Genomic DNA, 20584 nt, shown 5'->3' on the forward strand with positions numbered 1-20584 from the left:
ATTTGGAACGAAAAATCCCCTGACGACTAGCGCCATACTTTCAATTGAGAGTGTGGGGATTTTTATAAGCGGCGTAAGAGGTTACGCCGCAAGGATTGAACGATTACTTATTTAACTGGTTTTAGGTCCAGTACATGAAGTAGACGCTCTGGAATACCAGCCCAAATGTTTGGACGGCCTTTTGGATTTTCTTCGTTCCACCAACCAGTGAAGCGAGTTGTGTTGTATTGGTACATGTAAGCACCAGACATCACAGGGATTGTCACTTGGTCTGCAGCGATGATTTGCTGGATACCGTGTGCAATGTCTAGCTGCTCGTTCTTATCAGCTGTTTTGTAGAAGCTGTTTAGAAGACCATCTAGCTTGTCGTTTTTGTAGAAGTGCATTGCGAAACGAGGCATACCATCACCAGATTGTAGTGATGAGTTGTAAGCACTGTTCCAGTACGTGTATGGATCCGCACCGTGGAAGTAGTTTGTGTATGCTACGTCGTATGTACCTTCAAGCATTGCTTGGTTGTAAACAGAGAAGTCAGGTGTACGAGCTTTCGCTTTAATACCGATTTCGTTTAGCTGTTCTACCGCTAGTTGAACTGTGTTGTTGAAGTCAGTCCAGCCGTTTGGCGATTGAATCATTAGTTCGAAAGACTTGCCTGATGGAGTGTCAACAAAACCATCTTTGTTTACATCTTTGAAGCCAGCGTCAGCAAGAAGCTTCTTCGCGCCTTCAGCGTTGTAAGTGTTGAAGCCTTTGTACTTGTCATGAGTTTTTTCATCAGACCAAGCTTCAAACGCGTAGCCAAGACCCGATGCGAAATCGTTTACAGTACCGCCACCGTAGAATGCGATGTCGATGATAGTTTGACGGTCAAGAGCCATAGAGAAAGCACGACGGAAGTCAACGTTGCTCAATGCTTCATGCTTCGCAGCATCAGGGTGCTTGAAGTTAACGATGAATGCCTGTGTACCTGCTGGCGGGTACCAGTAGTGGTGTTTAGGGCTAGCTGCTGCGTATGTACGATCGATATCTGGAACGAAAGAAGACGTCCAGTCCATTTCACTGTTTACAACTTTACCTAGGAATTGGTCGTTGTTCGCAATTTGTGGAACACGTAGACAGTCAACATCTAGGTTGTCTGCATCCCAGTAGTTCGGGTTTGCACACTGGATGTATAGCTGCGCTGTAAACGTATCGATTTCTGTAAATGGACCAGAACCTACCGGGTTCTCATTGGTAAACGTTGATGGATCTTTAACGTCTTTCCAGATGTGCTTAGGTACTACAGGTACTTTAGCAATCTCGTAAGGTACGTTTGAGTTTGCTTCTGTTAGTGTGAACTTAACTTGGTTGTCGTTCAGTTTCTCTACAGAAGTTACCCAAGAGTTGATACCAGATTGGTCAAGCTCTGGCTTCTCTTTTACAAGGTTGAAAGAAAAAACAACATCATCAGCAGAGAAAGTTTCTCCGTCAGACCATTTAACACCCTTACGAATGTCGAAAACAACGCTCATCAGATCATCTGACATCTTGAAGTTTTCAGCTAGACGGAACACTGGAGTGTTACCGTGCATTTCGTTAAATACTACTAGCGGCTCATACATGAAGTCAGTTGTAGTATGTAGGTTAGTAGCACCAAGGTACGGGTTAAAGTTACGTACGAATGTAGTGTACTCTTTCGGGTGAACGGTCAGTTCACTGCGTTCTGCAGCGGTTGCTACTGATGCAAAACCTGTTGTAGCAGTTGCAATAATTGCTGTTGCTATTGCTGTTTTTTTTATATTGGCAAGCATAGCTGTTCCTTACTATTTGCTTTCATTTCACTAATGGATTGAATGTTATCTGTCGCTAAATTGTTTAGTAGATACACACTCTGGTTAAAGGCCTACCTCTTCTTCGTTGCTCCAGATTCATCGTTGATTCTGAGAAGTGGTAAGAGTGGCCTGTAGGCCTTTGGCAGGAGTAAGAAAACACCTTATCGATGAATTAATCAAACTCGTTTCCCGTCAAAAACGTTAAAAACACACAACCCCACGTCATTAACGTCAAAATAGGTTGCTTTGGTGGTTTTTCGTACGCAATTGTTAAAGTGATGTGACTCGCATTTGGTTTTGAGGTTCTTGCAGGTTGTAAGTGGCCACTAACTTTAAAGGCTTTTTATTATAATGCCTTACCCTACGTTGGTATAATTGTAGATCTCGGTCACTTGCCAGTTTTACGTTAAATTTCCCTAGAAAATTAAATCTGCCGTTCTGTTGTGACTCGCTTCTCAAACTGCAACAAAGAGTCAGATATGATTGAGAATAGAACGAAAAGTACTGACGGTTACGAGCTCACACTGTACGTAATTGGCGTGAATTCCTCCTTGTTTAAGGGCGTAAAAAAAGTGCGTTGCAAGCGATGGGATTCTACTTTTTGTGATTATTAGGCGTACAAAAAAGCCCACGCTAGGTGGGCTCCATTATTCAAAGTATCGTGATGTTGGTTCAGGGATTAACTGGTCAGTAGTTTCTGAAGTTTATCTCTTAGCATCTCAATATGGGTTCTTTCTGGCGTCTGTTCTTTACAGTGTTCCAGTATGAATTCGATTGAGCTCAGTACCGTTCGCCAGCGAGGGGTTTTCGGTAGGGTTTCTACGCGTAGGTATTTGTCTAGCGTTCGAGTTTGCAGCGTACTGCGGTCTAAGTAGACGCGCCACAAGCCACTCTTCTCGGCGAAAGCGAACTTGGTTTCACCAGTCACCGATTCCCAGTAGATGATGGCATTAGTCATCGCATCGACCAGTACCTCGCGCATTAACTCTTGCTTGTTTTTACCTTCACCGGTTGCCTTGTCAGCAAGACGAGTAAATTCTCCGCCAAGCTCCTTCAACTGTTGCAACTTATCTTTGTCGCCTTCAAAGGCATAACTAGAGAGAGCTTCAACCGCCGTTTCAAGGTTATTGATTCGGTTTGAGTTAACACCACCACCTACATTGAAGATATACATGGTGTCGAGCCCTGAGCCTTCAGGCAGCTTAAGGATGTCACTTGGTATGCGCTGACGTGTATCGTCTATATAGATATCAATATCACCGCAGTAGTGGGCTTGTTCTACCTTAAGGTATTTAGGCGCAATGATCTCGTCGACCATTGAGCGTTTAAGTTGTTCTTGTCCGCGTCTGAATAGCTTCGCCGCAGCTTCGTTAGCAAAGCGAATACGTTGGTCGTCACGAATACAGATGATGGCTTCAGGTGCCGATTCTAGTTGCTCTAATAAGCGGCCTTGAGTTTCTAACAAGTTAGCCTCAACCATCGCTCTATGTTTGAGCTCGAGTTGCAGTTGGTCGTTTTCAAGGCGTCTCTGTTCAGCTTTGCTTGCTGATAGATGTGCTGTAATTCGAGCCGCTAGTTCTTGTTTGTTGAACGGTTTAGACAAGTAGTCATTGGCGCCAGCTTCGAAACCTCGAACACGGTCTTCTGCTTGGTTGAGTGCCGTTAGCATGATGATTGGCAACTGAGCATGATCGTATTGCTTACGCAGTGCTTCACAAACCTGATAGCCGCTCATTCCTGGCATCATGATGTCGAGTAGAAGCAGCTCTGGCTTCTCTTTCTCAATCAGTTCAATGGTTTCAGGGCCATCACATGCAGTACGTACTCGATAACCTTCTAACTTCAAGAAGCTGTCTAATACTCGCAGGTTAACCGGCTCATCATCGGCGATAACCAATAACGGGCCATCTGGGTTTTCACTGATAACACTATTTTCTTGTTGGCTGTTATCAATTAAATCAGGCGCTTGGAAGTGCGAGTAGTGACCTGATTCGTTGTAACTGTCTAACTCATCTTGAGTAGCTAGGGGCAGGGTAAAGCTAAACGTAGTGCCGAGCATTGGTTGGCTACTAACGTACAGTGAACCGCCCATTAGCTCGATCAACTGACGACTGATCGATAATCCAAGCCCTGCACCTTGGCGGTAGTTACTCGCATCTTGGCCTGCTTGAATCAATGGCTCAAAGATGTGCTCAAGGTACTCGGCCGGTATACCTTGGCCAGTATCGACAACTTGTACACGAATGTTGTCATCGATAACGCTGGCAGAGATAACAATTTTACCTTCTGAGGTGTACTTGATGGCATTGCCGACCAAGTTATACATCACTTGCTCAAGTCGTTGAGGATCCGATGAAACCAGACCTAAATCACTTGGGACTTGGTTAATAATACGGATTGGCTTATTGCCCAATAGGTGATGAGACAACTCTAGGACCAAGCTGGTGGCTGCCGACAAATCAACGGCTGATTTCTTAATATCTAAGCTGCCATAGCGCATCTTGTGATAATCAAGCAGATCATCAACCAAGGTCGCCAATCTCTGACCGCTATTGATGATGATATCCAACTGATATTTCTGATTAGCAGGAATAGGGCCGTTAGCTCCAGATATCAACGCTTCAGCGATACCCACCATGCCATGCAGTGGTGTTCTCAATTCATGTGAAGTAGTCGCTAAGAACTCATCTTTGAGTTTATTTGCCAGTTGTAACTCTTCGTTTTGCTTTTGAATGGTCTTAAGGTTGTCCTCAAGCTCATCGTTTTGGCTTTTGATGAGCTGCATTTTTTCACGAATAGATCGCTGCATTCTTTCGAAGCTCACCGCGAGTCGGCCTATCTCATCTTTGCGCTCGGTATTGATCATGGTTTCATCGAGATCACCCGCCGATACTTTTTCGGCAGCCCACGTCAGTTTAAGCAGTGGGGATGTGATGAAGTTAGACAGATAGTGCGATGCAACGACTACCAGAATGATCGCCGTTAGCATCACGATCACGAAGATCTTTTCTAACTGATGAATACGGGCAAACGCCTCTTTCTCTGGCAGCTCTACGACAAGAGCCCATGTTGCGTATTTCAGCTCAATTGGCGTATATGCCGCGATGATCGCTTGATCTAGGGTGTTGTCGAAGGTGCCAACCGCTGTTTCGCCAGCCAATGCTTTATCGACAACATCTAGGCTCAAGTTGATAGATTCTTGTGAATGAGCAAGGCTACGCGGCAGGTGATCATCACCTACAAGCAGCGTTTGAATATTCGAACTCTTGTTGAGATCCGCAATCAACTTAGTAATGCCGTTGATTGGTAGCCTAAACATCGCGTAACTGTGTAAGTAGCCTTGTTGAACGATAGGTGCGCCTAGCCATGCGGTCTGTTTGCCATTCTCGTCTTTAAAGTCAGAAACGATAACCGGCGTGTAATCTTCGTTAGATTTGCGTCGGTCGGTTACGTCTTTGGCTAGTCGTTGAAAGGTAATACCTAGGTTGGAGTCCTTGTATTTTCCTGTCAGCAGATTGGTGCCGTAATCGTCATTTTTAAAGACGGAATAAGCGACGTTACCGTTGATATCAACTAAGAGAATATCGTCAAAATCAGAGCGTTTAAGCAGTTCTAGGTAAGCATTATGGTAGCGCTTGTGGAGCAGGCGATAACGCTCGCTGCCAATAAAGCTGCTGGATTCAGGGAGGATCGACGTTTTGATTTGATCGCCAGAGCCTTGAATATAGCGCTGCTGTGCATTACTGCGTGCCTCGTCAATATCTAACCCCAATCGTTGAAATGCATTGATCAAACCATAAAATCGCCCGCCACTGGCATTGGCCAATTCTGAGCGAACAAAGCCCATCACTTGGGATTCTTGAGCTTGTAGGTAATCGACAATTTGCTGCTGCTTAGTATCACGAACCGAAACAAGGTGTGAGGTGCTTTGTTCCTGGAGATCCTGACTGTGCGATTGGAGGAAAAATATCGCGATAAGTGTCACAGGGGTAATACTGAGGACAAGAAATGCCAGCATTAGGGTATTTTGAAGGCGCTTAAACTTCTGCTTACGATAGAATCTAAACATAAATTGGGTACTACTTTCCTTTGATGTACTGCTAAAAGGGGCGAAAACAAGTACAGAGAATAGAATTAACGGGTTCCAATTTAACGAAATTAACGAGTTTTTTTACTTTGACAAGTAAGTGGTATTTAAAGCGTGTGCAAAAGCTCATTTTTATTGAGTTTTGACAAAAATATGAACAGACAGCGCAGATAATGACCCTGCGCTGTGCTAGATAGGTTATTTGTTTGCGTGATAGATCGCGAATTTAGTGGTCTTATTTAGAGTCGCGCATTTTCCAAACGCTTGTTCAATAATTGGAATGTATTTTAAGAAACTATTCGCAACAATAATCATCTCACCAGAACGCTTCAAATGCTTAGGAGCCTGAGCAAGCAAGGTCTCAGTCGCGCTGTAACTAGTGTCTAAACCTGAATGGAATGGTGGGTTACTGATGATGAACTGATAGTCTTCTGCAGTATCAGAATAGACATCGGATGCGAAGACTTTACCCGTTAAACCATTCGCTTCTAGCGTTGCTTGGCTTGATGCCACGGCAAATGCACTGATGTCACACATTTCTAGCTCGATATCTGGGTTACGAGATGCCATCACCGCGCCCAATACGCCTGCACCACAGCCAAAATCCAGTACCTTGCCTTTTAGTTTTGGCAGAGTATCCAACAGAAGTTGGCTACCGACATCGAATTGACCGTGACTGAAGACGCCAGGAAGGCTTTTTACCGTAAGTGATTGCTCACCAATGTTAACCGTGTAGGTCTTAAACCAGTCTTGCAGGTTGAACGCTTGTGGTTGCTCGAAGCATTGACCCCAGTAGAAAGAGCAACGACGCGCTGAATCGTATTTAACAACTTTGCCGTAAGGAGCAAACATCTTCTCGATGCTTTTCACGCCTGAACGGTTTTCACCAACCACGACGATCTCGGTATCTTTGCCTAGCTTGGCAAATAGCATCGCCAACAAAAATTCCGCTTCCGCTTTGGCTTTTGGCCAGTACAACATCACTAAGTCGGCTTTGGTCTCTTCGGTAAACTCCGCACCATAAAAACGTTGGATGGTGTTGTAGCCTTCTAATTGACGGTAGTAGCTGTAATTAGAAGTAAACACAGAGACAGATTCACAATGCTTCGCTAACTCAACAGGGAACAAGTCTTCTGCCTCACCGGCAACTAAAACATGTTTGCCTTCAAAGTAGGCGAGTTGGCGTTGAGCAATCTGGCTTGGTGCAATATAAGCTGACATAGGACACTCTGTTGAATCGTTAGCAAAAAATGAGGGCGGATTTTCGCATAATCCGCCCAAAGCTTGAAGTGTTTAATACGGGTTCGCCAATCAAGTTGACGTCAAGTTCGTTAACTCTTGTCTTGCTGGTTTAAAAAGTCCTTAAACTCTTCATCGTAGATATTGAATAGGACAATGGTAATCGCAAAAATCAATGGTCCGTAGATAAGACCAATTAGGCCAAACAGTTGAATACCACCCAATAGTGAGAAGAAGATCATCAGGGTATTCATGCCTGCACTGCCTTGCATTAGCAGCGGACGCAGAAGGTTATCAATTGAACCAACAATCGCTACACAGTAAACCGTTAGGAAAATCGCCCACGTGGTATCACCAGTTAGGAACAAGTAGGTTGCTGCTGGAATCCAGATTAATGCGGTACCCACAACTGGGATGAAAGAGGCAAAACCCATCATAGTACCCCAGAATAGACCTGGGAAACCGGCAATCCACATACCTAAACCGCCGGCAAAACCTTGCGCGATTGCGGTTAAGAATGAGCCCATTACTGCTGATTTAGATACTTGTTCTATCTCTGTTAGAAGTTTGTCTTCTTGGCTACGAGACAGCGGCAGAATATGACGAACCACACTGATGATTTTGTCGTGATCTCTTAATAAGAAGAACAAAACGAACAGCATCAAGAAGAAATCCATCAAGAAATTGGTCGCGTCACCTAAGATTTTGGCACTGATACCAACTAGCTTAGAACCAAAGCTTGTCGCAAACTCACCGACTTTTTGTGCGATGGCTTGGGGCTCAATATTGTCGAAAGGCAGGTAGTTATTCACAAATGACAGCGCTTTGACCACTAACGGATGAGCAAACAGAGTCTGAATGCCGCCGTGTGTTACCCATTGGTAGGTGTTCTGAGAGAACAGAGAACCTTGCTGAACAATTGCTGCGAATACTGCCAATAAAGGGATAACAATAATGAAGGTCAGTATGATACAAGACAGCAGAGAGACGATGTTTTCTTTATTTGGGAGCTTTTTTTCAAGCCACTCATGGATTGGGAACATCAATAGTGAAATGATAAAGGCCATCACGATAGAGTTAACGTATGGCTCGATAAGCAAGTAACAAGCATAAGCCGCCGCGAGTAGGGCAATGATGATCACCCAGTGGCTGGAATTGATTTTGAGTTTTTCTGACACGGTAATGGTCTCTATATTTGCGTTCTGAGTTTATAATGGCTGCAAAACAGAGAGTTAGCAATGAGGAGTTTTGATAATGGGATGCTGTAATAAAGATAAGAAATGCCAAGACGAAGAACAGCAAACAAAAAAAGAGATCCCTTGGTTCAGAATGTTCCTCGGTACCTTGATGTTGTTGGTTTTTCTTTTCTGGGAACGTTAATCGCTTTTGGTTCAGCTTTAGCCTTAGTCGACGGCTAAATAAGCTGTCATATTTTTTGGCTGGTGAGCGCGATATATAAAAAGGGCTGCATTTAATGCAGCCCTAAATTCAATCGGTTAGCGACTTATAAAGTGCTTTCGATTATTTGCTTTCAGCAGCAATGATCGCAAGAGAGCGGTCGGCAGCTTCTAGTGTTGCATCAAGTTCTTTTGAACCATGAGCAAGAGAAGTAAAGCTTGCTTCGAATGCTGAAGGTGCAAGGTAAACACCGTGATCTAACATTAGGTGGAAGAAGCGCTTGAAGCGTTCTACATCACACTTAGTTACATCTTCGTAGCACGTCACAGTTTCTTGATCTGTGAAGAAGAAACCAAACATACCGCCAACTTGATGAACTAGCATCGGGATGCCGTGCTTGTCAGCAAGTTGCTTGAAGCCTTTTGCCAACTGCTTAGTTTTTGAAGCTAGACGCTTTTCGTTGCCTTCTTCTCGTAGAAGGTTCAAACATGCGTAGCCAGCAGCCATTGCAACAGGGTTACCTGAAAGCGTACCCGCTTGGTAAACAGGGCCAGTTGGTGCGATGTATTGCATCACGTCTTTACGACCACCGAAAGCACCGACAGGCATGCCGCCGCCAATCACTTTACCAAGACACGTTAGGTCTGGCTTGATGTTGTAGTAAGCCTGAGCACAACCTTCAGCAACGCGGAAACCTGTCATTACTTCATCAAAGATTAGCAATGCACCTTCTTGATCACAGATTTCACGTAGACCTTCGTGGAAGCCTTCTACAGGAGGGATACAGTTCATGTTGCCCGCTACTGGCTCAACGATGATACAAGCGATCTCGCCTTTGTTTGCCGCGAAGATTTCACGTACAGAATCTAGGTTGTTGAATGTTGCCGTTAGTGTCAGCTTAGCAAAGTCAGCAGGAACACCTGGAGAGCTTGGTTGACCCAAAGTCAGTGCGCCTGAACCAGCTTTTACCAGTAGGCTGTCTGCGTGGCCGTGGTAACAGCCTTCAAACTTAAGAATTTTGTCACGACCAGTGAAGCCACGAGCTAGACGAATCGCACTCATTGTTGCTTCTGTACCCGAGCTCACCATACGCAGCTGTTCCATTGATGGAACCATCTCAGAGACAAGTTCAGCCATTTTGATTTCAGTTTCGGTTGGAGCACCGAAGCTAAGGCCGCGTTGAGCTGCTGCAATCACAGCATCACGAATAACAGCGTGGTTGTGACCAAGGATCATTGGCCCCCAAGAGCCAACGTAATCGATATACGCTTTACCATCAGCATCAAAAATAAGTGGGCCATCAGCGCGTTCAACGAAGATTGGAGAACCACCTACGCCATTGAATGCACGAACTGGAGAGTTTACGCCACCAGGAATAGTTTGCTGTGCTTTTTCGTACAGCTCTGCTGATTTGGTCATTGATATATCCTCTTTTGACTGTCGGACCAATTGGCACGCATTGTACCTATCCCTAATCCAACTAGGAATGCTTTCGCCCAGATAATCACCCGAATCTGGTTGTTTTGTGTGGTTACACGTTTTAATTGTTAGATATTGGTGAGTTTACAGCAGTAAAAGGACCGATCCTGTGGTGAATACTTGAACGTTTCAGTCAGGTATTAGATAATCACCGGAATATAAGAAAATACTCAACAACACTGGTCTCGAATTAGATTTGTATCATGTTGTTTTTGACACAGGTAAGAGAGGTTGTCGTGAGCGAAGTAAATATCCCATTGTCTTTTTCTGATGCAGCAGCTACCCGCGTACAAACGCTAATTGCTGAAGAAGAAAACCCAGAACTAAAACTACGTGTATACATTACAGGTGGTGGTTGTAGCGGTTTCCAATACGGCTTCACATTTGATGAAAAAGTAAATGATGGCGACACTACGATTGTAAACAGCGGTGTAACGCTGGTTGTTGACCCAATGAGCCTACAGTACTTAATGGGCGGCATGGTTGATTACACTGAAGGTCTAGAAGGCGCACGTTTCTTTGTGAACAACCCGAATGCGACAACAACATGTGGTTGTGGCGCATCATTTAGCGTCTAGCGTGAGCTGAAAAATAGCTTGAGCTCAAAGCTGTATTAGATACATTTCAAACGCCGAACTTATGTTCGGCGTTTTTGTTTTTACTTAGTAACTTATTACTTTTCAAGGCATTCCTCTCATTTTTAGTACACGGCATATTTTTTAAACTGTCGATAGCGTCCAACTTCGTTGAGGATTGGTCTGTTAAGGTTACCTTTGTGCATAAGGAAGTTGCACATCACGCTATTAAGCCAACTAGCGCGCCTGAATGACATCGGACAAAAGGATTTGTTATGCCCACTCTATTTTCTAACTCACCACTTTTTCAGAAATTGAAGCAGCCGTGGCTGGTTTCTCTGACTCTAGTCGTGTTGTTGTCGATCTGGCTTGGTTTAGGCGTAGGGCAAGCAGAAGAGTCACCTGAAAAAAAGGCGACAGAAATTCCGTTGGCTAAGGTTTCCTTTCAAACATTCACCTCATCACCGACCTTTAAAACGATTGATCTCTATGGAAGAACGGCACCCGATAGGCATGCTCGTCTAGGTGCAGAAGTCGCGGGAAAAATTGTCAGATTGAACGTTGTGAAAGGCGATGTGGTTAAAGCAGGGCAGGCGATTGCTCAGATAGATAAAGGTGATTTGGAAATACAGTTAGAGCGAGCATCTGCGTTATATCGCTTGAAGCAGAAAGAGTTCAAAGCGGCGCAGTCACTGAAGAAAAGAGGGCTGCAAGGCGAAATCGCCTACACCACCGCAGAGGCTTCGTTAACAGAAGCGAAAGCCATGATGCGCAATGCGGAGTTGGCTTTAAAGAATACTGTAATTACTTCCCCGTTCTCTGGTGTGGTTCAAGACTTAATGGTTGAGCTTGGTGACTTTGTTGGGGTTGGCGATCCGGTCGCGGGAGTGATTGACCTCGACCCTCTGGTCATCGAAGCCGATGTCAGTGAACGTCATATCCAGCATTTGTTAGTCAATCAATCCGCTTTGGTTCGCTTGCTGGGAAGAGAAGAAGCGGAAGGCCGCTTACGTTATGTTTCTCGAATCTCTTCAGCCTCTACCAATACTTTCCCAATCGAGATTGAAATCGATAACTCCAAAGGCCTATTACCTGCAGGTGTCAGTGCCGAAGTAAAACTCAACCTAGAAACAAGAGACGCAATCAAGATAACACCGGCGATGCTGGCATTGGATGAGGCGGGTAACCTTGGGGTCAAAACCTTGGTTTCAGTCGATGACTCACCAACTGTGAAATTTGTAGGCATTCAGCTAGTGAAGGCAGAACAAGATGGAGTGTGGCTCACTGGGCTAGGTCAACGCGTCGACATCATCACCGTAGGTCAAGGCTTTGTGCGTGATGGTGATTCTGTGATTGCTGTTGAGCAAGGTGCTGAACTCTCAAATGTAACCGCAGAGTAGGAGATTGCCGATGTATTCAATTATTGATGCAGCCTTGTCTCGCGCTCGAACAATGCTTTCCCTTTTGGCGCTTATTTTGGTCGCTGGTGTCGTCACTTATATCACGATCCCCAAAGAATCGAGCCCAGACATTACTATCCCTATTATCTATGTCTCTGTTGGGCACCAAGGTATTTCGCCAACCGATGCAGAACGTTTATTGGTTCGACCTATTGAGCAAGAGCTTAGGTCAATCGAAGGCGTAAAAGAGATGACAGCAACCGCAGCAGAAGGGCACGCCTCTGTTGTGTTGGAGTTTAATGTTGGCGTCGATCTCACCAAAGCAATGGCCGATGTGCGTGACGCGGTTGATCTGGCTAAACCAAAACTACCAGAAGACAGTGACGAACCGACCGTAAATGAGGTGACGCTGGCTTCTGAGCAACCTGTTTTGTCTGTTGTGCTATTCGGTACCGTTCCTGAGCGCACCATAGTGCAAATTGCCCGAGAGCTTGGAGACAAATTAGAAAGCTATCGCCAAATCCTTGAAGTCGATATTGCGGGCGATCGCGCTGACATCGTCGAGATCATTGTCGATCCGTTATTGATGGAGAGCTACAGCTTAGATCAAGCGGATATCTATAATCTGATCGCTCTGAACAATCGAGTGGTGGCCGCAGGTTTTGTTGATACTGGCTACGGACGTTTTTCTGTCAAAGTCCCTTCGGTATTTAACTCCTTAAAAGACGTGCTTGAGTTGCCTATTAAAGTGGATGGCAAGCAGGTGGTCACTTTTGGCGATGTCGCTACAGTTCGTCGAGCGTTTCGAGATCCTGAAAGTTTTGCTCGTTTAGATGGCAAATCTGCGGTGGTGTTGGATATCAAGAAGCGTGCAGGTGAGAACATCATCGAAACCGTTGAGCTAGTCAAAGCGGTAATGGCTGGTGCTCAGCAGCAAGCGGAATGGCCAAATAACCTGTTGGTCAAATACACCTGGGATGAATCTAAAGATGTGAAGATCATGCTTAATGATCTGCAAAACAATATCTTATCCGCCATTATTCTGGTGGTGATCGTTATCATCGCGATTCTTGGTGTGCGTACCGCTTTGTTAGTGGGTATTTCCATTCCAGGCTCATTCCTAACCGGGTTATTGGTTCTTTCGGTGTTTGGCTTAACCGTCAACATCGTAGTGCTGTTCTCTCTGATTATGGCGGTGGGGATGCTAGTAGACGGTGCGATTGTGGTGACCGAATTTGCAGACAGGCGAATGCAAGAGGGTGAAGGGCGCAAAGCCGCTTACCGAGATGCAGCGAAACGGATGGCGTGGCCGATAACCGCATCGACTGCCACAACCTTAGCCGCATTTGCCCCGTTACTGTTTTGGCCTGATGTGACGGGCGAATTTATGAAGTTCTTACCACTAACTCTGATCGCGACTTTAACTGCATCATTGATCATGGCGTTGTTGTTTGTGCCCGTGCTGGGCGGTTTGATTGGCAAACCTCAATACGTATCGTCTAAAAGCCAAGCTCGAATGGTCGCACTGCATAATGGTGACTTTTCACAGGCTACTGGTTTAACCAAGGCTTACTACCACACGCTTTCTTTAGCGATTAAACACCCCTTTAAGATTTTGTTCAGTGCGGCACTGCTCGCGGTTGCAGTTGGTTTTACTTATTCAAAAGCAGGTCTAGGTGCAGAGTTCTTCCCAGAAGTTGATCCGCCATTCTTTAATGTCAAAGTTCGCTCGCATGGGGATCTGTCTATCCAAGAAAAGGATGACATCATGCGTGATATTGAACTGATGATGCTCAATCATGATGAGTTCGATACCGTTTACACGCGTACTGGTGGTGACGACCAGATTGGTTTGATCTCAATTACGCCTGTTGACTGGCAATATCGACGCAGCGTTAAGGCGATTATTGATGAGTTGAAGGTACAAACCGATCAATACGCTGGTGTTGAGATTGAATATAAGTTCCCTGATGCTGGGCCTCCGGTTGAAAATGACTTAGTGATTGAGCTGTCGGCAAGAACTCCAGAGCAGCTCAATCAGGCTGCAAAAATTGTGAGAGGTTGGGCTGATGGAAATAAAGCACTGACCAATATCAGCGATACTGCGAGTAAAGATGGCATCGATTGGAAGGTGGATATTCGCCGCGACGATGCTGCGCGCTTTGCAGCTGATGCGACCTTAGTGGGTAATACCGTTCAATTCGTGACTAATGGTCTCAAGATTGGTGATTATCTGCCCGATGACTCTTCAGAAGAGGTCGATATCTTGGTGCGCTACCCTAATGATAAGCGTGATATCGGGCGCTTCGACCAGCTTAGGGTGAAAACGCCAGCAGGTTTAGTACCTATTACTAATTTCGCTCAGATCGTTCCCGACCATAAGCAAGACACCATTAAACGCCTTGATGGCAAGCGTGTGGTGAACATCATGGCGGATATGGAAGAAGGGTATAACCTTGCTCTCGAACTACCAAAGATCGAACAAGCATTGAGTGAGCTAGGGCTGCCGAGTAGCGTGGAATTTCGCATCCGTGGTCAAAACGAAGAACAAGAAAACTCGTCAGCCTTTTTACAAAGTGCTTTCTTGGTTGCTTTGGCGATAATGGCTTTGATTCTGATTACTCAGTTCAATAGCTTCTATCAAGCGTTTTTGATTCTGAGTGCTGTATTGTTTTCGACCGTTGGCGTGTTCGTTGGCTTACTGATCTTCCAACGTCCGTTTGGCATTGTGATGTCGGGAATTGGGGTAATAGCGCTCGCCGGCATAGTCGTGAACAACAACATCGTGTTGATTGATACTTATAATCGGCTCATCAAAAGAGGCTTGGACAAGCGAGATGCGATTCTAAGAACCGGTGTTCAGCGTTTAAGGCCAGTAATGCTCACGACGGTTACGACTATCTTAGGTTTAATGCCGATGGTGTTAGAGATGAACATCGACCTGATTAATCAAAAGATAGAGTTTGGCGCGCCAAGTACACAATGGTGGTCACAGCTTGCGACCGCTATTGCTGGTGGTTTGGCGTTTGCCACGGTGCTGACTTTAGTATTAACCCCTTGTTTGTTAATGCTTGGACGGAACAACAAACCTGAAAAACAGTAGCTAGTTGTGGTATGTGAGCATAAAAAAGAGCGCCTTGATGGGCGCTCTTTGCATTTTTCTATTTTGCAGTGAAGCGTACAAACGCCTAGTTAGTCGCTAGTAACTGACCGTATCGCTCAAGGTTTCTTAATCGAATCTCTGAGTTGGCAATAAAGGTTGCTTTTGCTTTACCAGTTAACGATTTGGATTGAGGCAATTTCACGGTACGCGCATTTTTATGTACGCCATTAACCAAGAATTCATAATGTAAGTGCGGGCCAGTCACACGGCCTGTACCGCCCAAAGTACCAATGGTTTGGCCTTGTTTTACGCGCTGACCGGTTTTCACCATACGTCGCTTCATGTGCAGGTACTTGGTGATGTAGGTGTTGCTGTGGCGGATGAACACGTAGTTACCATTGAATTGGTTGTAACCTGACTTCTGAACAATACCGTCACCGGCTGCCCAGATAGGCGTGCCAACAGGGGCTGCGTAGTCAGTACCGCGGTGAGCTCGAATCTTACCGGTTACTGGGTGTCTCCTGGTAGGGTTAAAGTTCGATGTTACGCGACGAAAATCAATTGGTGAGCGCAAGAACGCCTTCTTCATCGCACGACCATTTTCATCGAAGTAGTTGCCGCTTTTATCATCCAATACCGCGGTAAATGAATCGCCTTGGTTTTTGAATACGGCTGCCATGATCTTACCGCGACCAACTACTTCACCTTCAACCACTTTCTCTTGGTATAAGATTTTGAAGCTGTCGTTCTTACGAATATCTAACGCAAAGTCGATATCCCAACCGAAGATGCCGGCCAGTTCCATAATTTGGTTTGCGGTTAAACCTGCGCTGACGCCAGCGTTCCAGAAGTTAGAGGTGATGTTGGCTTCGGCATAATTGTATTGGTATACCACTTCTTTTTTGTCGAAACTTGAGGAGAAAGAATCGCCAGATTTAGTGATCTTGAAGCTTTCAAACGCACTAAGTTGTCGTTTTAACTGAATAAGGTCGTTGTTTTCATCAAAGCCGAACTGCAAGACATCACCAGGTCTTAGGTTAGACAGCTGCTTCTTAATATCATTATTGGTATTGAGTAGCGTGATCAGCAGACGGTATGAGAGGCCAATACGTTCAAATAAAACAGAGGTGCTTTCGCCAGAGCGAACGGTGTATTTCTCCCAATTGAGCACTGCCGTCGGTGGAGCGTCACTTGAGCTAATAAGTGCAGAGGCATTGATAGTCAGTGGGTAATGTTTTCCCACAACTAAAGCGCCCGAATCGTCACGCAAACTGTTGACGTCGGGGAGTAAGAAAATCGCGACGAAAATTATGGCACTAAAAAATGCGATAAAAGCCCGGTGCAAAATAGGAAGGCGTGCAAAAATAGACAACATGTTCCGGTTCGTTCTGTAAATATTATGAAAATCGACGACGGAATAGTGTAACTGGTTTCAAAATACATCGCTATTCAAGTAAGATGTCTAATTAATGTATTTTTGCCAAATCTGTGGGAGTGAACAAGAATGGCGAGTATTGAAGCTGCACTAGCCGAGATCAAACGTGGCGTAGAAGAACTGATTCCAGAAGACGAACTGATTGCAAAACTAAAAGAAGGTCGTCCTTTACGCATTAAGCTGGGTGCCGATCCAACAGCTCCAGATATCCACCTAGGCCATACGGTTATCTTTAACAAGCTTCGTGCTTTCCAAGAGCTTGGTCATGAAGTGACATTCCTTATCGGTGATTTCACTGCAATGGTTGGTGACCCATCAGGTAAAAACTCAACACGTCCACCGCTAAGCCGCGAAGACGTATTGAAGAATGCTGAAACTTACAAAGAGCAAGTATTCAAGATTCTAGATCCTGCGAAGACGCAAATTCGTTTCAACTCTGAATGGCTATCTGAGCTTGGCGCTGAAGGCATGATTCGTCTTGCTTCTAACCAAACTGTTGCTCGTATGCTTGAGCGTGATGACTTCAAAAAGCGTTACGCTGGTGGTCAACCGATCGCAATCCACGAATTCATGTACCCACTTCTACAAGGTCACGACTCTGTTGCATTAGAGAGCGACGTTGAGCTTGGCGGTACTGACCAGAAGTTTAACCTTCTAATGGGTCGTGAACTGCAAAAAGCAGCAGGTCAAAAACCACAAGCGGTACTAATGATGCCACTACTTGTTGGTCTAGACGGTGTTAAGAAGATGTCTAAGTCTGCGCATAACTACATCGGTATTAGCGAAGCACCAAGCGAGATGTTTGGTAAGATCATGTCTATCTCTGACGATCTAATGTGGAGCTACTACGAGCTGCTGTCTTTCCGTCCTCTTGAAGAAGTTGCGGAACTGAAAGCTGGCGTTGATGCAGGTAAGAACCCGCGTGACGTTAAAGTGCTTCTTGCTAAAGAGATCATCGCTCGTTTCCACAGTGAAGCAGATGCTGAAGCCGCTGAGCAAGAGTTCGTTAACCGTTTTGCTAAGAACCAAGTTCCTGATGAAATGCCGGAGTTTGAATTCGAAGCAGGCCTGCCAATTGCGAACGTTCTAAAAGAAGCGGGTCTTGTAAACTCGACTTCTGATGCGATGCGTATGATCAAGCAAGGTGCGGCTAAGCTTGAAGGCGAGAAGATTGAAGACAGCAAATTCGTGCCTGAAGCAGGTACTGCCGTTTACCAAGTAGGTAAGCGTAAGTTTGCTCGTATTACTATTAAGTAATAATGCACATCAATAATTGAACCAAAGGCATCCACGGATGCCTTTTTTATTGACTTAAAATTGACGAAACTTTGAAACGCCTATTGCTACACTATGCGCGCTGTCAAATTGACAGTAATTCTGGAGATTTTTATGAACAATACCGACCATCCTCCTAGTTTGAATGGAGAAGAATAACCTGTCTCGGTATTGATCTATTGTCCTGCCGTTCAGGTAGGGTATCTTTGTTTTCCCCCGCATTCTTTTCCACACACTAGATTCTAACAAGTAGACACATCAGTAGCTTTCAGCTCTTGGTGCGCTTAGCTGTACGCTCTTGGTGTATTAGCTATAGGCTATTTGTTTTGATGGTCGTTACCTTTGCCAATCGGGAGATTCGCCATGACGGTAATGAACAACACTTTTTTATCTATTGAAGCTCTGTACTCAGAGCAAGACATCCAAGCTGTATCGAATGCATTTCAACAGTACGGACGTGAACAACAAATTAATCTTTTGAATCGAATGCCGCTCGAAGATGCGGTGCTAGTGCTGGGGCAATGCTCTTTGAGTACGATTCAGACTTTACTTAGTGAGCTAGAAGAGCAGGGCTTTGAGAAGCGCTCTCGACATCTAGCTCACCAACTAGGGCTGATCTACTCTGAGGTAGAACCTCAACAGGGTTACCTTTCGACTGGCGTCATGAGCCACGTCAGGCAGCGTATCGGTTGGATTATTGCGTTAGCACTATTGGGAATCGTCTCAGGGCTTATCATTGCTCAGTATGAAGACATTCTCAGTCAGTTGGTTCTTTTGGCAATCTACATGCCGGTAATTGCTGCTGCTGGTGGTAATACCGGAACACAAGCCGCGACTTTGGTGATCCGAGCCTTAGCCACCGGTGAGTTGAAAAAACGCCAATGGGCTAACGTGCTGTGGAAAGAGTTTAGAGTTGCTATTTGTTTAGCTCTAGCGATTGCCGTAGTTATGATTGGGCGCATTTTGCTATTCAGTGAAAACCAATCGACAGGTGGTTATGACATCAACATGATTGCATTAGCGATTGCGGTCGCGCTGTTTATTCAGGTGACCATATCAACTGTACTCGGCGGAGGGTTACCGATAGTTGCTAGGCTATTTAAGCTTGATCCAGCGGTGTTAGTGAGCCCAGTACTTGCATCGATAGTGGATATCTCAGGAATGTGGATCTACTTCACTGTGGTGAACTTATTTCTAGGAATCGCTTAAAAGCTGATAAAAATAGCTAAATACATCTGAGAAATAAAAATGGCGCTGAAGATTGAAGGTCTTCAGCGCCATTTTTGTTATTAAAGTAGAAGTTTACACAGAGCTAAGCATTACTTAGATTTGCTTTGTGTTTGACTGAACTCGACCACATCTTTGTAGAAAGCACGTTCAAACTGGGTGATAGGTGCTTCCACTGGTTTGTCTGGATCTTGTTCTTCAGGGAAGTAATCACGAACAAACTGCACAAACAGAGAGCTTGGTTTTCCCGCCTTATCTAATCCGTATCCCGCCATGTTGTAACTGCCGTATAGAGAACCACTTTTGGCGATAATGTTGCCTTGAATCGGTGCTTTTCTCATGCTTTGACGGTATTTGAGCGTTCCATCAGTGCCAGATGTAGGCATAGCCTCAATCAGGTTGAGCTGTTGATCGTTTTCCCAGATATAACGAAGCACTTGAGCCATGGTCTGTGACCTCATTCGGTTATTTCTGGATAACCCTGAACCATCGACGAGCTGCGCTTTACGGAGGTCAATATTAGCCTTGGTCAGTAATATCTGTTTTATCGCTTCAGTACCGTTATTGAAGCTACCCGGTTGAACATAAAATGTCGCTCCTAGCGTTTTAGTTAGATTATCTGCGATAAGGTTATCCGACTTCTTGAGCATGATATCGAGCAGTTCAGGAAGCTTTTCTGAGTTGTGACTAGCGACTAACGTGGTTTTGTCTGCTTTCGCTTTTTTACCAATAATCACATCACCTTTTACTTCTATTTTCAGTTCTTTGAGAAGCGACGTAACGACTTGATAGGTATAAAGTTCTGGATTTTGAATCGCGAACTTGAGTGGCAGTGGCTTTTTACGTTCAACTAAGCAACCAGAGAGCTTGTAAGCGTTATCTGGTGTGGTGATGAGCTCTAAGTCGCATTGTGTTGCCTTTTGCCCAGAGCGAGTTACCGTGGTGGCAGTGGTCGTCACGTCTATCGGATAGTGAGCGGGAATATAAACGCGTGTCGTACCATTATCTTTTGTATAAATAGAGGCTTGTGCGCAGTTGCTGTCTAAGGTCATTGCACTAGAAGGCGCGCTGTAACAAACGCCTAGAATGTCCCAAGGCCAACCCACCGCTCGCTGATAGCCCGTAAAAGTCGAGTTATCGAGGTATAAGTTGCCCTTTATGGTTCTTGATTGAGACTTAGCGTATTGAGCCAAAAGGCTTTTAAGCTGTTCTCGTTGCAGCGTTGGGTCGCCACTAAATGAAATGATTGAGTCATTCCCAGAACGGGCAATGCTGGTCATGTAGTGAAAGTCATCCCCTAATTCCAACTTAGCCGCCAAAGCTGTCACCAGCTTTAAAGTACTGGCGGGTGGATAGAAGCCATCACTGTTGGAATTCATTTTATTTGAGACGCCACTCAGGGATTCCAAAATCACACTGGTGCTACTGCCATCAGGCAGTTTATCTAAAGGGGCGTAAGCGTTAACTGAGAAAGCGCTAATGGAAAAACTACATACAAGTAGTGTGGATAGAAGGCGCATAGAAGATTTCTTGGATGGCTGATGTTTTCAGTATA

The 20584-nt window shown here is 45.0% G+C and carries 12 protein-coding genes; 5 read left to right on the forward strand and 7 right to left on the reverse strand.

Translation table 11 applies throughout. The annotated features are described in order from the left end of the window. Nucleotides 1-107: 107 nt before the first annotated feature. The 5 genes from AB6E30_RS07845 to hemL form a co-directional block, all read right to left on the reverse strand. A complete protein-coding gene (locus AB6E30_RS07845) occupies nucleotides 108-1790 on the reverse strand; it encodes an ABC transporter substrate-binding protein (RefSeq protein WP_017056650.1) in 1683 nt (560 codons plus the stop codon). A 700-nt stretch (nucleotides 1791-2490) separates the two neighbouring features. Continuing rightward, nucleotides 2491-5880, reverse strand: a complete 3390-nt coding sequence (locus tag AB6E30_RS07850) for a response regulator (RefSeq protein WP_136977818.1) — start codon at nucleotides 5878-5880, stop codon at nucleotides 2491-2493. 216 nt (nucleotides 5881-6096) lie between these two features. Beyond that, a complete protein-coding gene (gene rsmC / locus AB6E30_RS07855; RefSeq protein ID WP_372103199.1) occupies nucleotides 6097-7119 on the reverse strand; it encodes a 16S rRNA (guanine(1207)-N(2))-methyltransferase RsmC in 1023 nt (340 codons plus the stop codon). Nucleotides 7120-7229: 110 nt separating this feature from the next. After that, complete coding sequence (locus AB6E30_RS07860; protein ID WP_017059406.1) at nucleotides 7230-8315, reverse strand: AI-2E family transporter; 1086 nt, start codon at nucleotides 8313-8315, stop codon at nucleotides 7230-7232. Between the two features lie 343 nt (nucleotides 8316-8658). Beyond that, nucleotides 8659-9954 (reverse strand): glutamate-1-semialdehyde 2,1-aminomutase, encoded by a 1296-nt coding sequence (hemL, locus tag AB6E30_RS07865; protein WP_010436060.1) that lies wholly within the window; start codon nucleotides 9952-9954, stop codon nucleotides 8659-8661. Nucleotides 9955-10250: 296 nt separating this feature from the next. Between hemL and erpA the strand changes: the two genes are divergently transcribed. From erpA to AB6E30_RS07880, 3 genes are all read left to right on the forward strand, one after another. Continuing rightward, nucleotides 10251-10592, forward strand: coding sequence for an iron-sulfur cluster insertion protein ErpA (gene erpA, locus AB6E30_RS07870; protein ID WP_004734539.1), 342 nt, complete (start codon nucleotides 10251-10253; stop codon nucleotides 10590-10592). 272 nt (nucleotides 10593-10864) lie between these two features. Next, nucleotides 10865-11989, forward strand: coding sequence for an efflux RND transporter periplasmic adaptor subunit (locus AB6E30_RS07875; protein ID WP_372103202.1), 1125 nt, complete (start codon nucleotides 10865-10867; stop codon nucleotides 11987-11989). 10 nt (nucleotides 11990-11999) lie between these two features. Next, nucleotides 12000-15092 (forward strand): efflux RND transporter permease subunit, encoded by a 3093-nt coding sequence (locus tag AB6E30_RS07880; RefSeq protein ID WP_136977820.1) that lies wholly within the window; start codon nucleotides 12000-12002, stop codon nucleotides 15090-15092. Between the two features lie 85 nt (nucleotides 15093-15177). Here AB6E30_RS07880 and AB6E30_RS07885 read toward each other — a convergent pair whose 3' ends face one another. After that, nucleotides 15178-16467 carry a peptidoglycan DD-metalloendopeptidase family protein gene (locus AB6E30_RS07885; RefSeq protein WP_065584911.1) on the reverse strand — a complete coding sequence of 430 codons (1290 nt, stop codon included), beginning with the start codon at nucleotides 16465-16467 and terminating at the stop codon, nucleotides 15178-15180. A 129-nt stretch (nucleotides 16468-16596) separates the two neighbouring features. Between AB6E30_RS07885 and tyrS the strand changes: the two genes are divergently transcribed. Both tyrS and AB6E30_RS07895 read left to right on the forward strand, forming a co-directional pair. Further along, nucleotides 16597-17784, forward strand: a complete 1188-nt coding sequence (tyrS, locus tag AB6E30_RS07890; RefSeq protein WP_017059402.1) for a tyrosine--tRNA ligase — start codon at nucleotides 16597-16599, stop codon at nucleotides 17782-17784. 381 nt (nucleotides 17785-18165) lie between these two features. Continuing rightward, nucleotides 18166-19011 (forward strand): magnesium transporter, encoded by an 846-nt coding sequence (locus AB6E30_RS07895; protein ID WP_102393172.1) that lies wholly within the window; start codon nucleotides 18166-18168, stop codon nucleotides 19009-19011. A gap of 110 nt (nucleotides 19012-19121) precedes the next feature. On the opposite strand, the gene dacB is transcribed toward AB6E30_RS07895, so the two are convergent. Continuing rightward, the gene (dacB, locus tag AB6E30_RS07900; protein WP_102393173.1) at nucleotides 19122-20549 is read right to left on the reverse strand and encodes a serine-type D-Ala-D-Ala carboxypeptidase; all 1428 of its coding nucleotides are present in this window, start codon (nucleotides 20547-20549) and stop codon (nucleotides 19122-19124) included. Between the last annotated feature and the right edge of the window lie 35 nt (nucleotides 20550-20584).

This window comes from Vibrio sp. 10N.247.311.12 (assembly GCF_041467515.1).
GTDB lineage: Bacteria > Pseudomonadota > Gammaproteobacteria > Enterobacterales > Vibrionaceae > Vibrio > Vibrio crassostreae_C.

Bases quoted from the DNA above. Each gene is read 5' to 3' on its own strand.
- AB6E30_RS07880 (WP_136977820.1), top strand. From the start codon at position 12,000: ATGTATTCAATTATTGATGCAGCCTTGTCTCGCGCTCGAACAATGCTT.
- AB6E30_RS07875 (WP_372103202.1), top strand. From the start codon at position 10,865: ATGCCCACTCTATTTTCTAACTCACCACTTTTTCAGAAATTGAAGCAG.
- rsmC (WP_372103199.1), bottom strand. From the start codon at position 7,119: ATGTCAGCTTATATTGCACCAAGCCAGATTGCTCAACGCCAACTCGCC.
- AB6E30_RS07895 (WP_102393172.1), top strand. From the start codon at position 18,166: ATGACGGTAATGAACAACACTTTTTTATCTATTGAAGCTCTGTACTCA.
- AB6E30_RS07850 (WP_136977818.1), bottom strand. From the start codon at position 5,880: ATGTTTAGATTCTATCGTAAGCAGAAGTTTAAGCGCCTTCAAAATACC.
- AB6E30_RS07845 (WP_017056650.1), bottom strand. From the start codon at position 1,790: ATGCTTGCCAATATAAAAAAAACAGCAATAGCAACAGCAATTATTGCA.
- dacB (WP_102393173.1), bottom strand. From the start codon at position 20,549: ATGCGCCTTCTATCCACACTACTTGTATGTAGTTTTTCCATTAGCGCT.
- hemL (WP_010436060.1), bottom strand. From the start codon at position 9,954: ATGACCAAATCAGCAGAGCTGTACGAAAAAGCACAGCAAACTATTCCT.
- tyrS (WP_017059402.1), top strand. From the start codon at position 16,597: ATGGCGAGTATTGAAGCTGCACTAGCCGAGATCAAACGTGGCGTAGAA.
- AB6E30_RS07885 (WP_065584911.1), bottom strand. From the start codon at position 16,467: ATGTTGTCTATTTTTGCACGCCTTCCTATTTTGCACCGGGCTTTTATC.